Source organism: Ruegeria sp. B1, assembly GCF_056535885.1.
The window spans coordinates 268,612-282,175 of record NZ_JBQFJA010000002.1 but is presented as its reverse complement, the minus strand read 5'-3'; the positions used below and the strand labels follow the sequence as shown (position 1 = coordinate 282,175).

Here is a 13,564-nt window from a genome sequence, read left to right as displayed (position 1 = left end):
AAGACCCAGGAACTATTCTGGCTTACTAACAAGCCACGGAACAGCCCACTTCTCGTTTGGGTTGACTGCAACACCTGGGACCTCGGGTCGTGAGGATCCCGAAAGAACGAAACAGGCGGATGGTTCCGAACATCCGCCCACAGCAGAACACGCGATGCGGTTTTGGTCCAATGGAAAACAAGAAAAACTCAATAGGACTGATAAAATACTCAACACTCGATTTTGATACCCAGCATCAATTCGATGCAACTTCACAGGTAGTCGCCCCATTCTGTGACCTCAAGAAGCCCCTTTCAATCAGCCATGGACATCGCGCCAGGTTTTCAGCTTTCGACCTCGGCGGGATAGATATTATTGATTGGGAATCTGAACCAAGCCTTAGCGAAAGAACGAATGAACTGGTCCGGAAGTCCGGTCTCGACAATTGGGCAATCTGGTTCGTTCGAGATGGATGTCGCTACGATGAATTCAGTGACCGTTCGGTAAAAACAAAGACAGGGGATTTAATGCTCGTCTCTTATGACCAACCATGGAAGTCACGTTGGGAAGGACGAAGCCTTGTGTTTGTGGGGCTTAATCGTGATAAGTTTTCCTGGATGGCGCCGTCTCTCGATTACGCCAATTTGTCGGTGTTCAACGGCCCCCTGACAGGGCTCCTCAGAACGTTTATCTCTACGCTCGTCGATGAAGCGCAATCGATTTCGGAAGATCAAAAGCAAATTCTCGCAAGGTCCTTTTCCGATCTTCTTGCGGCGTCGCTCGAGCCAACGGCAGACAATCTTCATAGTGCTACACCGGCCCTGAATGCGAGCCGGCTCACGATCGCCCAGAAGTTCATCCGTAAGAACATACAACGACCGGAACTCAGCGTAGATTTCATTTGCAAGTCACTGGGTATGTCCCGCCGCACGCTCTACAACGTTTTTGAGGAGCAAGGTGGCGTTGCGAAGTACATCAAGACCGTCCGACTTCAGGCTTGTTACACGGCCTTATCAGATGAAACAGATCTAAGGCTGGTCAGCACAATTGCATACGAGCACGGTTTCACAAACATGCCTCTCTTCAGTCGGCAATTCAAAGAGCATTATGGCTTCAGCCCCAGGGAAGCCCGTGACTGCACCCCAGCCGAGATTGTCCAGCGGAATACCAGCTCCCCAACGCTGCTTGACCACTTGTGCAAGTCTACAAGTTGTGTGTCTTCGGTATCTGAAGGCCCGGTTTTTTTGAGCAGCCATAGTTGAATGCTTCAGGACCCTCGTTTTGCTAGTGCCATCAGGCTGTCGAATTCACTGTGCCTAGTGGAGACCTACAATATGGAGAAATGTGTGTGCCGCCAGTTTTCACGGGAAAAACAAGTTCAGATCCAGAGTTTGACATCGCGCTGGAAGCTTAGACGTGACAAGCTGTAACAGATCATCACCGGGACAAACGATTTCACGACACAGGCGCCGGTAAAAGGGCAGGGGGCCTGTTAAACCTCTTTTTGGTGTGAGGTGTGAAGGCCTGGCGCAAGAGATGGTGACATCTGCCATAGTTAGTCGCTATGGCCCGATAGTGCATCGGTATTGGCTTTCGATCCCAATATGTCCGAAAATTCATGAATGCTCCCTCGAGCACGGCGTGGCGCGGTGTTGATGGAGAACGTGTTTTTGCCGCGTCACGCAACGCCTTAGTTTCCAAACCCAGATCCGAGCGTGACAGTCTTTTGGATGGTCAAGTTGTGGGATGTTGAGAGTCTTGGTCGGGGGCTATGTGTTCCGCTGAAAAACCTTCGCAAGCCACCGTGCCCTCCCCCCAGAAAAACGGATTCCGCATGTGACCTCCATAGGCCCAGCGGTTGACGCTCTCAAATCATGTGGAACTCGCAGTGCGAACAAACCCGATTGCAACTGAAATTTCTCAGATACTAGACCTCCTGCGTAGCTGTAGCGGCTTGAGATCATAATCCGTTGGGCGCGAGATCATCGCTGTTTCTGGCTCAGATTATTTGAGACTATAATTCGATTTGGTGTCTTGGCCCCCTAAAACTGTGCCACAGTTGGCTTAGTTTTGGAGACGGGATTGATGGCGCGGAAACGGTATTCGGACGAAGATATTCTGCGGCTTTTGCGCGAGATTGAGCTGGGCCTGGCATCTGGTTCGGATGTCGCGACGGCGTGCAGAACGGCTGGTGTCAGTGATGCGACCTATTACACATGGCGCAAGCGGTTTGGTGGGATGGGACGATCTGAGATGGCCAATCTGAAGGCGCTGCAGAAAGAGAATGATCGGCTCAAGAAAATCGTGGCTGAGCTTGAACTGGACAAACTCATTCTCAAGGAGAGCCTTGATTATCTAAAGCCAAAGGCCTGACGGCAGACCAGCTTCGTCAGGCCGTGGTCCACACCCGACAAAAGCTGGCAACCTCTGAACGGCGCACCTGTCGCGTGATTGGATTGGCGCGGAGCACGCTGCAATACCGCGCAGCGCCAAAGGATGATGAGGCGTTACGTCTGGCGATGATCCGATTGGCCAAACGGTATGGGCGCTACGGCTACCGCAAGGTCGCCGAGCTGCTGCGTGTCGAAGGCTGGGCAGTCAATCATAAAAAGATCGAACGACTATGGCGCGAAGAAGGCTTGCAGCTCCCACAACGGCACAAGAAACGCAAACGGCTGTACCACAAGGACAGCTCGATCATCCGGCTCCGACCGCAACATCCCAATCACATCTGGAGCATTGACTTTGTCCACGACAAGCTGAGCAACGGACAGAGCTACAAGATGCTGACGGTGCTGGATGAGTATACCCGTGAGGCGCTCTGCGTAGCGGTCAAGCCGAAGATGAACAGCGCAGACGTGCTGGATGCGCTCTACCCACTCTTATTGCGGCACGGGAAGCCCGAACACATCCGTTCCGACAACGGCGCGGAGTTCATCGCAACGGCCCTGCAGACCTGGTTAAGAAAGGTGGGCATTAAGCCGATCCAAATCTACCCGGGATCACCTTGGGAGAATGGATACAACGAGCGCTTCAATGGCACTCTGCGCCGGGAAGTCCTCAACGCAGAATGGTTCCACACCACCAAACAGGCTCAGATCGTCATCAATACCTGGCTTAGACAGTACAATCGTGTCAGACCCCATCAGGCTCTAAACATGCGACCGCCCGTTCCAGAAACCTTGCTCAAAACTGGCCCATAGAATTGGGGCTGGACATTGGGACCACTTTATTTGAGAACGGGCTCAGAATAATTGAGACGGGCTCACATTTCTGAGACTGGGATCGGTGGGGTGAGACCATCCACATGACCTCATAGCGACAACCCCGCCATCCGCATTCGCTCTGCCAATTCGCGGGTCCGCGCGGGTTCAAGCTGCCCGCTCAGGAAGCGTTTGATCTCGGCAGGTTTGGACTGGAACTGATCCGCCAATACCTTCACAGAATAGCCCTGCCGGGTGAGACGTGGCTCCAAGTCATCAAAGTCGGGGGCCAGGGTGGCCGACACAATATCCGGCGTGATTGGTTTCTGGCCGATGCGGAACCCGGCCTCCAATGCCCGGTTTAAATATTTGGCAAACTGTAAGGGTGTGGTCAGGCGCTCTGCCAGTAGGTCCAGCGCCGCCGGTTCGATAATCTCGTCAAGTGGAGCGTCGTCCTCGGTACACTGGTCCAAAAGCCAGTCGAGATAGGTTCGGGACTCTTCCCCAATCCTTCGAAGGGCAGGATATCAGTGCGATGCCCGATCTCTTCCATCGTTGGGCGGCGAAGGTCGTTTCGCAGCTTCGGATGGCCGACCAGAATAACGGACAGATTGCCTCCGCCGCGCGCGATCACTTCCATCAGGCGTTTCAGCCCGATCAATGTCTTTCCATGCAGATCATGGGCCTCATCGACAAACAGCGCCACGGGCTTTCCGGAGCGGGCTACCAGCTTCTGAAGTTCTCGTTCCCTCTTTTCACCTTGGGTTGGAATCTTTGGTTCTTTCTCTCGTGAGAGATCGTAGAACAGGGCTGAGATTAGCGTCGGAACGGTCGTGCGGGCTTTGTCCACCGACAGGCTTTCGGCGACAGTGACCTTCTTTTCGCGCGCAATTTCATCTTGCAACCGGTGCAGGAACACAGTCTTGCCGATGCCAACTGGGCCTGTCACAGCGATCAGGCGTCCGGTTCCAATGCCCGCCCGGACGGTGTGGGTGATCTGACGATGGTTCTCGGTCTCATAGAATCCGGCAGCTCGCCAGTCCTTGATCAGCCCATATCGCGCCATGATCTCGGCATTCAGCATTACTCGCTCTCCTCTTCAGCGGCCGGTCGCTTAGGCGAGAACCGGGCAGTTATTCCTTGTTTGATTTCCGTCTTGTCGAGCGTGCGGTCGACAAGATCATTCACGAACGACAGATCCTCGTCTGTCAGGCGGGCCAGCGGCTTGTGCAGCAAATCCGAGACCCCGCGCAGCGCATCCAATCGGCTGCTATAGGTGAACTCTCCATAGGGATCCGGATCGACAAAGGCCTGGCTGGCGAACGGCAGTACGTCTGCGGCTTTGGCCAGGCTTGAATCCAACCCGGCAAGCGCCGATCTGGGCACCGAGATCTTCTGCGCAAGATCTCCGATCCTGTCGGCCCGTGCCTGTGTTTGTGTTTTCTTGGGCTTGCGATAGCGATGCAGCGGGATAGGCCCACCTGTCGGGCGGTAGGGGCCAAAGCGCTTGTCGTTCCACTCAACGAACAGCTCGTGATCAAACAAACCCCACCAGAGGGTGACAGCCTCACCCGCCAGATCGGGATCAACCTCGTAGAACGCGCCATCAACGCGAATGCGGGCATCCCCGGCAACCTTGCGGGTTTCCGGTTCACGCGCAAATGTACAGAACCGTTCCCAGGAACACATTTGTCGGATACCCGTTGAGGGCAAGTTCTTCACCCAGTCCTCAATCCGGCTGTGCGGTTCACGACGATGGGGCTGGGCATTATACTGGCCAATGAAGCGAGCCAACCAGGCATTAGCTTCCGCCTCAGTTCCCGGTTTGTGGAAGTGATACAGCGTTTCGTGGGCTTCTTTCACGGTGCGGAAAGGGCGCTCGACTTTACCCTTCGACCGCGCCGTTGGTCGGCGACCGTCGCTTCCCGCCGGATCATGGGTCATCACGCGAACGCCTAACCGTTCCATCACGGTATGAAAGATTCCACTTTTCGCAATGGGGCCATTGTCCAGATAAATCGCCTCCGGAATGCCTTGCAGCTGGGTTTCATCCCCTTCTTTCGGTGCCATCGCGTTGAACAGGAAACGCAGGCCACTTTCCACATCCTCGCCATAGACGCAGCGATACTCCTGAAAGGAGGTGCCGGAGCGATCATCAACCACGCTGAACAGCATGGGCACGGGAAGGCCCTTGCGGTTTGGGTCAATCCAGGACGGTTGCTCGATCTGTTTCAGGTCAGATGGGCTGATATCAAACTGCCAGAGTGCATTGGACGTTCGAGCTTCAAACCGGACAGCGGCTGGCGCCCTGGTCATCCGGGCATGATCATATCCCCAGAGACGGAGATACCGGTTGATCGTAGCCTTGTTCAACTGTCCCTTTGCGGCCTGAACCAAACCTTCTGGCGTTTCAACGCCATGATCCTCCAGAAGCTCGATGGCCCGTGCGGTCGACAAGCGCCGCCCCTTCTTGTTGGATGTGCGAATTTTCAGGGCGGCGATAATCTCGCAGTATCGCTCCAATTCGGCACGAGGCACAGATCTCGGCTCTCCCCGGTCCACGCGACGCAGACCCTTGGGCCGCAATTGCCCTGACAACGCGCGATATACAGTGGCCCGAGAAACACCGAAGAGGCTGGCAACGCCTTCGATCAAAACCCGCCGACCTGGATCACGAGGTGCAAGATCATCAAGGCGTCTGCGCAGATCGAGCAGTGCTTCCGCCGGAATGCCGCCGTCTTTGCTCATGCGGAATTCCCGTCCAGCAGTTTCTGACCAGGCGCTTTCGCGGTTCCGTCCCCGTTTACGTATTCGTAAAGCGTCGTTGTGGTGATCCCGAGCCGCTTTGCCAGATCTGAAGCGTTGGTCTCACGATCCGCCATTGCCTTCATCGCCATGCGCAGCATGGTGACATCCATCTTGCGCGGCCGCCCACCTTTCCGGCCCCGCGCACGTGCCGCTGCCAGCCCGGCGCGGGTGCGTTCAGCGATGAGTTCCCGTTCGAACTCAGCGAGGCTGGCAAAGATGCCGAAGACGAGACGCCCATTCGCGGTTGTCGTATCAATCTCGGCACCGGCGCCAGAAAGAACGCGGAGGCCAACGCCGCGCTCTCGTAGGTCGTCAACCGTTGCTACAAGATGCTTGAGATCGCGCCCAAGGCGATCCAGTTTCCAGATCACCAGAGAATTACCCGGCTGAAGCGCTTTGATGCAGGCGTCGAGTCCGGGCCGATGATCCTTCCGCCCGGATGCCTTGTCTTCATAGATGCGCTCGGCATCGACACCGGCTTCAATCAGTGCATCGCGTTGCAAATCAAGGAGCTGGCTCCCGTCCGCCTTCGATACCCGTGCATAACCTATGAGCATGGCAACTCGCCCCGCCAGAATAGACAGGATGCACCATGCAACCTCACTATGATTTCCGCAACGGTTTTTCTGGTGATTATCGCGGCACTGTGTGACCGCCGCCGGGACCACAAGGAAAACGTCCGTTTTCCGGGCGGATAATGCTGTGGCTGACGGCTCATATCATGAGCGATCAGTGCCGGGTTGTGTCACAAGGTCTTGCGTGCAATCTTCGGCCCAGAATTTGATACGGCCTCCGAATGCGCTTTTTCTTTTCCGTACTTGCGGTGTTTGCTCTGTTTGCAGCCCCCACTCTGGCCGATATTCGCTCGGACGTGAAAGACCTGTTTTCTCGTGAGATGGACACTCTCGATTTTGCACAGGTCAAAATTGAAGTGGATCGCATGATTGACCTCAGCATCGATGGGGAGGCGCAACTCGCCCAGATCGATCAGATGGTTGCCACGATCCGCACAATGTTGCCGCCAAACGCAGATAGCTGGGAAAAGGTCGAGGCTATTCGTCGCTACATCTACCAGCCCGGAGAATGGAACAATGGCCATGCTTTCAGCTACGATCACGACGATCCCTACGGCCTAGACGTCCATAACAAGCTCTTGTCAGATTACATGCAGGACAGGCTGGGCAACTGCATCACCATGCCATTTCTGTTTATTGTTCTCGGCCGAAGGCTTGGTCTGGATGTGACACCTGCTATGGCACCGCTCCATGTATTTGTGAAATTCACCGATGATCAAGGCGTGACCCACAATCTGGAAACAACAAGTGGAGCTGGCCGTACACGCGATCAGCATTATCGGAACCTGCTGCCCATAACAGATGCAGCGATTTCCAACGATGTCTTCCTGACTCCCCTGAATAATGAACAGTCTGTTGCCGTCATCGCCGCCATAGTTGTCGAAGACCTCATCCAGAAACAACGTTACCACGACGCAATGGCGGTGGCTGATATCCTGCTCGATCACTATCCGAAATTTGTCTACATCATGGTCAAGAAGGGCACAGCGGCCTACCATCTGTTGCGCACGGAGTTCCATGAGAAGTACCCAAACGTGCAAGACGTGCCGGAGGATCAGCGCCCTTATCTGGACTACCTTCAGCGCGTGAACCAATACACATTTGAAAAGGCTGAAACTTTAGGTTGGCGTCCTGTTCAAAGATAGGCTAGCGTCGCCGGAGAATTACACGCTTAGAGAGAACACATGTTCCGTATTTTGCAGCACTTCATTCTGATCACAATCCTCGCGATGTTTTCATCGCACGCATCGGCGATGTTCATTCAGGCAGATTGGTATGACCCTGCTAACCCACAGGTGGGCACAAACCGCTACGCCTACTCGCACAATGACCCGATAAACTTGGCTGATCCGGGAGGGAACGTTCCCTACAATCCCGGCGGATCGACAAGTACCGGATACCACAACCAAGACACAGATTACGAAACTCACACGTCGTGGACTGACCACAGCAGTCCAGATTATGAGCAACACAACTACGGAAGTAATTATGGCGGTGGTGGAAAAGATTACGGCGTCCAAACCTTTACGGGCCCAGCCCACTATGATGGGCGCTCTCAAGGAATTGGCGTCACGGACGGAGACTATACCAGTACAAATTTTCGCTCCTCGGGAGATTTTTCGCAATACTCGTCATATGACTATTCGAAACCCCCAGGTGCTTCTGGGCAAGCCGTAAACGCAGATGGGGTGTTGTATGGCGCGGCAACACTTCCTGCCGGAGCTACCTTAAGCGCTGGAAAAGGGGTTTTGGGCCTTGGCGCCAAGACTGCGCCAAGGGCTAGGAAGAGCTTGAGTGCCGCAGCAAATCCTGCAATTCAAACTACAGCAGAAGCTACAAAAGTTGCGAAGAGTTTAGGCTATAGAAAGGTTCGGTCAGGCTCAGCCCCATTTAATTCACACGGTCAAGCCGTTTATAAAAAGGGGAGTAGATACATCACCCGAGATGTTGACGGCCACAATGGTGGAGCGTGGAAAGCGTTTGACAGGAGCGGCCGTAGAGTTGGAACGTTCAATCGAGATTTAACGGTGCGTATCGGTGACTAAGGACTTATTTTTCATTTCTTTCTTGGAAGATGAATCCGGTCAGCTTAGTTGCAATGGCCAGATTTCACTGGGAGGCACTGTTGAGACGTTTACATCGTCTCTTCAATCATTCACCAAGCGCGAGTACGAGTCGCTTTGGAAATACTCCGTTCAACAATCCGTTGTGAACCGGCAAGTTACTGCTCTCTTTACCGATGTACAGCTGGAAGCTGACGGCACTGGTTGGCTTTGGCTTTATACGATGATTCCTTCTGAAGAAGTTGAGGAAGAAAGGCACTCTGATACCGGAATTTTTCTAACTCAACGATTTATGCCAGTGTGCACAAAACCAGAGAATTTTCTCACCCGGAAGTTCGTCGAATTTGATGACGGAACTAAGGGCGAGGAACTGGCCTTCTACTTCCTAGATTTAAGCCGCCCAGAAAGATTTTTTGGATATCTAGACACCAATATTCTAGGAATTTCCAACTGGTTTATTGATAATCAAGAAGTGAAAAAATTTCTTGCAGAGTAATACGAGCCGACGGGGTGAGCGTTGTCGCTGTGACGGCGTCGGATGGTCTCACCCCACCGATCCCAGTCTCAGCAATGTGAGCCCGTCTCAATTATTCTGAGTCCAGTCGCAAATAATGTGATCCCAAATCGATTTACAGTCTCAAATAATCTGAGCCAGAAATGCCGATAATCTCGCGCCCAACGGATTATGATCTCAAGCCACTACAAATACCGCCCGACAGGTGGGCCTATCCCGCTGCATCGCTATCGCAAGCCCAAGAAAACACAAACACAGGCACGGGCCGACAGGATCGGAGATCTTGCGCAGAAGATCTCGGTGCCCAGATCGGCGCTTGCCGGGTTGGATTCAAGCCTGGCCAAAGCCGCAGACGTACTGCCGTTCGCCAGCCAGGCCTTTGTCGATCCGGATCCCTATGGAGAGTTCACCTATAGCAGCCGATTGGATGCGCTGCGCGGGGTCTCGGATTTGCTGCACAAGCCGCTGGCCCGCCTGACAGACGAGGATCTGTCGTTCGTGAATGATCTTGTCGACCGCACGCTCGACAAGACGGAAATCAAACAAGGAATAACTGCCCGGTTCTCGCCTAAGCGACCGGCCGCTGAAGAGGAGAGCGAGTAATGCTGAATGCCGAGATCATGGCGCGATATGGGCTGATCAAGGACTGGCGAGCTGCCGGATTCTATGAGACCGAGAACCATCGTCAGATCACCCACACCGTCCGGGCGGGCATTGGAACCGGACGCCTGATCGCTGTGACAGGCCCAGTTGGCATCGGCAAGACTGTGTTCCTGCACCGGTTGCAAGATGAAATTGCGCGCGAAAAGAAGGTCACTGTCGCCGAAAGCCTGTCGGTGGACAAAGCCCGCACGACCGTTCCGACGCTAATCTCAGCCCTGTTCTACGATCTCTCACGAGAGAAAGAACCAAAGATTCCAACCCAAGGTGAAAAGAGGGAACGAGAACTTCAGAAGCTGGTAGCCCGCTCCGGAAAGCCCGTGGCGCTGTTTGTCGATGAGGCCCATGATCTGCATGGAAAGACATTGATCGGGCTGAAACGCCTGATGGAAGTGATCGCGCGCGGCGGAGGCAATCTGTCCGTTATTCTGGTCGGCCATCCGAAGCTGCGAAACGACCTTCGCCGCCCAACGATGGAAGAGATCGGGCATCGCACTGATATCCTGCCCTTCGAAGGATTGGGGAAGAGTCCCGAACCTATCTCGACTGGTTTTTGGACCAGTGTACCGAGGACGACGCTCCACTTGACGAGATTATCGAACCGGCGGCGCTGGACCTACTGGCAGAGCGCCTGACCACACCCTTACAGTTTGCCGAATATTTAAACCGGGCATTGGAGGCCGGGTTCCGCATCGGCCAGAAACCAATCACGCCGGATATTGTGTCGGCCACCCTGGCCCCCGACTTTGATGACTTGGAGCCACGTCTCACCCGGCAGGGCTATTCTGTGAAGGTATTGGCGGATCAGTTCCAGTCCAAACCTGCCGAGATCAAACGCTTCCTGAGCGGGCAGCTTGAACCCGCGCGGACCCGCGAATTGGCAGAGCGAATGCGGATGGCGGGGTTGTCGCTATGAGGTCATGTGGATGGTCTCACCCCACCGATCCCAGTCTCAGAAATGTGAGCCCGTCTCAATTATTCTGAGCCCGTTCTCAAATAAAGTGGTCCCAAATCGAATTATAGTCTCAAATAATCTGAGCCAGAAACAGCGATGATCTCGCGCCCAACGGATTATGATCTCAAGCCGCTACAGCCAGCCAAGAATGGACGTCGGGCCTCAGTGGTTCAACCGGTGTGTTGGTTTGGCGTGGCTATAAAGATTGCCCGTTTTGTCCTGAAACGCTGAGAACCATTCTGGTCGATCTCGATACCGACTACGTGTTGTTCGACGGCGACGCGCCAACACATCCCCGCTTTCCGGAATTTGCCGATCTCTGGGATTAAACCTGCGCGCTCGGATCGGGCACCTTCTTAAGGTTCTTGGTGCCGTAGTGATCCGGTCGGCCGGCACACCAAAAAGTAAAAGCAGTCTTTTGATTTGAGCGATTCCGATTTGGTGGATCAAGCAAGAAAAAGGCTAAACACGATGCAATTACTGACCAGTGAACAAGAATCTCAACTGCTGACCAATGGCAAGAAGCAGGCTGCAGTTCGAGGCACGGCTGACGAAATCGACTTCGAACCCGTGGTCAAACTGTTCAATCCCTATGGGCTGGGCACATGGCTGTTGACTGAACTGGATCCCCGAGATCCGGATATTGCCTTCGGGCTTGCCGATCTTGGCTGTCCCGAACTTGGATCAATCTCGATGTCGGAACTCAAAGAGTGGAGGCATCCTGTGCTTGCGTTGGGCATTGAGCGAGACCTGTATTGGTCGGCGCAAAAAACGCTTAGCGCGTATGCCGAAGAGGCGCGAAAGACTGGCTACATCGCTGCCTAATACAAATCTCTGATCCTGAAGCCCGCTTTTCCGAGAAAGAGCGGGCTTTTTTCTTTGCGAGTTTGATCAACGGAATGAGTAAAGGACCAAGACGATGACCTCGACAAATGACCTGATGAACCACGAGCGGTTGAAATTTGTTCCCCAACCGGACGGCAGCACCGAAGTGCATTTTGCGATGAATGGCTTTGGAGGTGACATCATCTGCCGTTACTGGCCGGTACCGGGTGGTAGCGGCGATCCGTGGTCTTATGAGCTGAAGCCGCTTCAGGGCAGGGGAGGGACGTATTCTCATCCCACCGAGCATGGATGCAAGATCGCTATCGTCCGCCATCTGGTGGATGCGGGGCTGATCGGGCCGGTCGAGGACAACTCGCATCTCGATGATCGCAACCAGGTCATCGCCGCTGGCTTGAAAGCCGCGCGTGAGACCTTCACCGGAAAACCCACTGTGGGCGATTTCGTAACGATGCCTGGCGGGCGCGTGGAACGCTGCTGTCAGGATGCCGTACATGGCATGCAAACTACGGATGGAGGGAGCTTCTTTGTGCATGCCAGCGGCAATGGCAGCTTCTCGGGCAGCCTGAATCGGCCCCAGCTGTGGGAGTACTTCCAACACACGGGCGAGATCCGGTTGGGCAAGTTCTGGTTCTTCTCCCACAACTATGCCGGGCCCGGGCGGGGGGTGGACGTGTACCTTCCCTGCAGGGTGTTTCAGCTCGTGCCCTTCACAATGACGGAAGAGCAGGCCCGCGCCCATCCGAAAGCCCGGGCCACAGCCGAGTACTGGGGTGAAAACCACAGCGACCATCTCCGTGTGATCTCCAGGTTAATGGCTGGGCAGTCTTACGGCTGATTTTTCCAGGATCAATATGCCAGACTGGGTCCCCGCTCTAAAAGGTAGAGGGGCCTTTTTCTTGGTGAACCCGATGAGAGACCAAAGAGAAAGGCCAAAGCCATGAGCACAGTGTCCGCCGTCGACTACCACACTCCCGTGAGGCCCCTGATTGGCAAGGCGAAGCACGCGGCCTGGGCAGGCAATACGCCGACAGAGCAGATCCGCGCCGCGTCATTCGCCTATTGGCGCCAGGCCGGTAAAACCTCTGCAGAAGCAATCGACCTCATGCGTACAGATGTTGTCAGCAAAACCACCCGGTTTCCTGCCCACTACCCTGATGCGAACCCAGACTTTGCGGCTTATGGCGAGAGCCGTTTACGTTGGATCGAAAAACCCGAAGCGCTTGGATTGCGTCTGGTTGGTCTGGCACATGAAGTGGCCCCAGCAAATTACGCGTATCTCCGCAACGCCGTCGAACACACTGGTTGGTTCACAGACCCTGATCAATGTGAGGTCGTCTGCGGCGTCGTGTATCAAACAAGCGCGTCGGCTGGATGCCCGCGCTATCTGGCTGGATATGCGGATCCCACCGACAAGGCCGGGCGAGGCCCCGCGCTGTTGTCCATGGAGCCAATCATCGGTGAGCATGTTGATACAGATTGGGAGTTTGATCCCGTTCTGCGAGACGCAGCTCGACCCGCCGACGGTATCGCAGAGTGCATGGCTAAAGATGAACGTGACCATCAGGAAGCGTATCGGGCAGGGCGCCGGGCTCGCAACGCAGGCCAATCCATGCGCTCCGCCGCCACTGAATACGTCGGAGCCTTGCGGGCCTTACGCGTTCTCCTTCGCTGTCGACGTGACCTAGTGGCGACGGATGCACGCCGCATCTTGGGTCCACTGGTTTTGCATGTACGCAGCACAAAGCAGCAACTCACCGACGCCCGCCGAGCTTTCCATAGCTTGCTCGCCACCGAAACGGATTATCACTACAAACACTCGGACGGCTGGCGTGACGGGTACCTGGAAAGCTGACCTCGCCAGCTCGTGCAGTGTTCGCAAGTGGCGTCTACGACCAGCCGCCAGAGGTAAAGTGGGCTGAGTTTCCTTTGATCCCAATGGGTGGATCGAGAAAGAGGACACC

At 54.8% G+C, this 13,564-nt stretch carries 14 protein-coding genes and 1 pseudogene; 11 read left to right on the top strand and 4 right to left on the bottom strand.

Annotated elements, in window-relative coordinates; genetic code table 11:
- Positions 1 to 119 precede the first annotated feature (119 nt).
- Together ACR3ES_RS24040 and ACR3ES_RS24035 are read left to right on the top strand one after the other, a co-directional pair.
- Positions 120 to 1,241, top strand: coding sequence for a helix-turn-helix domain-containing protein (locus ACR3ES_RS24040; protein WP_480425825.1), 1,122 nt, complete (start codon positions 120 to 122; stop codon positions 1,239 to 1,241).
- Positions 1,242 to 2,064: 823 nt separating this feature from the next.
- Positions 2,065 to 3,182 (top strand): annotated as a pseudogene (locus ACR3ES_RS24035) (IS3 family transposase).
- Positions 3,183 to 3,292: 110 nt separating this feature from the next.
- Here the strand turns inward: ACR3ES_RS24035 and ACR3ES_RS24030 are convergent.
- From ACR3ES_RS24030 to ACR3ES_RS24015, 4 genes are read right to left on the bottom strand one after another with little or no spacing between them, the layout of a single operon-like run.
- Positions 3,293 to 3,535: a hypothetical protein gene (locus ACR3ES_RS24030; protein WP_480493220.1), complete on the bottom strand. Its 243-nt coding sequence runs from the start codon at positions 3,533 to 3,535 to the stop codon at positions 3,293 to 3,295.
- 38 nt (positions 3,536 to 3,573) lie between these two features.
- Positions 3,574 to 4,266, bottom strand: coding sequence for an AAA family ATPase (locus ACR3ES_RS24025; protein ID WP_480425822.1), 693 nt, complete (start codon positions 4,264 to 4,266; stop codon positions 3,574 to 3,576).
- Positions 4,266 to 5,912: a transposase family protein gene (locus ACR3ES_RS24020; RefSeq protein WP_480425955.1), complete on the bottom strand. Its 1,647-nt coding sequence runs from the start codon at positions 5,910 to 5,912 to the stop codon at positions 4,266 to 4,268. Before ACR3ES_RS24020 ends, ACR3ES_RS24025 begins: the two co-directional genes overlap by 1 nt.
- A 14-nt stretch (positions 5,913 to 5,926) precedes the next feature.
- Positions 5,927 to 6,547, bottom strand: a complete 621-nt coding sequence (locus tag ACR3ES_RS24015; RefSeq protein WP_480425820.1) for a recombinase family protein — start codon at positions 6,545 to 6,547, stop codon at positions 5,927 to 5,929.
- 314 nt (positions 6,548 to 6,861) lie between these two features.
- On the opposite strand from ACR3ES_RS24015, the gene ACR3ES_RS24010 reads away from it, so the two are divergent.
- From ACR3ES_RS24010 to ACR3ES_RS23970, 9 genes are all read left to right on the top strand, one after another.
- Positions 6,862 to 7,710 carry a transglutaminase family protein gene (locus ACR3ES_RS24010; RefSeq protein ID WP_480426239.1) on the top strand — a complete coding sequence of 283 codons (849 nt, stop codon included), beginning with the start codon at positions 6,862 to 6,864 and terminating at the stop codon, positions 7,708 to 7,710.
- Positions 7,711 to 7,749: 39 nt separating this feature from the next.
- Complete coding sequence (locus ACR3ES_RS24005) at positions 7,750 to 8,610, top strand: toxin C-terminal domain-containing protein (protein ID WP_480425817.1); 861 nt, start codon at positions 7,750 to 7,752, stop codon at positions 8,608 to 8,610.
- The gene (locus tag ACR3ES_RS24000; RefSeq protein WP_480425891.1) at positions 8,603 to 9,124 is read left to right on the top strand and encodes a hypothetical protein; all 522 of its coding nucleotides are present in this window, start codon (positions 8,603 to 8,605) and stop codon (positions 9,122 to 9,124) included. Before ACR3ES_RS24005 ends, ACR3ES_RS24000 begins: the two co-directional genes overlap by 8 nt.
- Before the next feature lie 189 nt (positions 9,125 to 9,313).
- Entirely contained in the window at positions 9,314 to 9,745 is a 432-nt protein-coding gene (locus ACR3ES_RS23995; RefSeq protein WP_480425814.1) for a hypothetical protein, read from the top strand.
- Positions 9,745 to 10,437 (top strand): AAA family ATPase, encoded by a 693-nt coding sequence (locus ACR3ES_RS23990; RefSeq protein ID WP_480425822.1) that lies wholly within the window; start codon positions 9,745 to 9,747, stop codon positions 10,435 to 10,437. The genes ACR3ES_RS23995 and ACR3ES_RS23990 overlap by 1 nt, the downstream gene beginning before the upstream one ends.
- Positions 10,356 to 10,718, top strand: a complete 363-nt coding sequence (locus tag ACR3ES_RS23985) for a hypothetical protein (RefSeq protein ID WP_480424840.1) — start codon at positions 10,356 to 10,358, stop codon at positions 10,716 to 10,718. The genes ACR3ES_RS23990 and ACR3ES_RS23985 overlap by 82 nt, the downstream gene beginning before the upstream one ends.
- A 510-nt stretch (positions 10,719 to 11,228) precedes the next feature.
- Positions 11,229 to 11,582, top strand: coding sequence for a DUF2958 domain-containing protein (locus ACR3ES_RS23980; RefSeq protein WP_480425811.1), 354 nt, complete (start codon positions 11,229 to 11,231; stop codon positions 11,580 to 11,582).
- Between the two features lie 94 nt (positions 11,583 to 11,676).
- Positions 11,677 to 12,438: a hypothetical protein gene (locus ACR3ES_RS23975; protein WP_480425810.1), complete on the top strand. Its 762-nt coding sequence runs from the start codon at positions 11,677 to 11,679 to the stop codon at positions 12,436 to 12,438.
- A gap of 102 nt (positions 12,439 to 12,540) precedes the next feature.
- On the top strand, positions 12,541 to 13,455 hold the full coding sequence (locus ACR3ES_RS23970; protein ID WP_480425808.1) for a hypothetical protein: 915 nt from the start codon (positions 12,541 to 12,543) through the stop codon (positions 13,453 to 13,455).
- Positions 13,456 to 13,564: the final 109 nt, after the last annotated feature.

Bases quoted from the DNA above. Each gene is read 5' to 3' on its own strand.
- ACR3ES_RS23970 (WP_480425808.1), top strand. From the start codon at position 12,541: ATGAGCACAGTGTCCGCCGTCGACTACCACACTCCCGTGAGGCCCCTG.
- ACR3ES_RS24025 (WP_480425822.1), bottom strand. From the start codon at position 4,266: ATGCTGAATGCCGAGATCATGGCGCGATATGGGCTGATCAAGGACTGG.
- ACR3ES_RS24005 (WP_480425817.1), top strand. From the start codon at position 7,750: ATGTTCCGTATTTTGCAGCACTTCATTCTGATCACAATCCTCGCGATG.
- ACR3ES_RS23975 (WP_480425810.1), top strand. From the start codon at position 11,677: ATGACCTCGACAAATGACCTGATGAACCACGAGCGGTTGAAATTTGTT.
- ACR3ES_RS23995 (WP_480425814.1), top strand. From the start codon at position 9,314: ATGATCTCAAGCCACTACAAATACCGCCCGACAGGTGGGCCTATCCCG.
- ACR3ES_RS24015 (WP_480425820.1), bottom strand. From the start codon at position 6,547: ATGCTCATAGGTTATGCACGGGTATCGAAGGCGGACGGGAGCCAGCTC.
- ACR3ES_RS24040 (WP_480425825.1), top strand. From the start codon at position 120: ATGGTTCCGAACATCCGCCCACAGCAGAACACGCGATGCGGTTTTGGT.
- ACR3ES_RS23990 (WP_480425822.1), top strand. From the start codon at position 9,745: ATGCTGAATGCCGAGATCATGGCGCGATATGGGCTGATCAAGGACTGG.
- ACR3ES_RS23980 (WP_480425811.1), top strand. From the start codon at position 11,229: ATGCAATTACTGACCAGTGAACAAGAATCTCAACTGCTGACCAATGGC.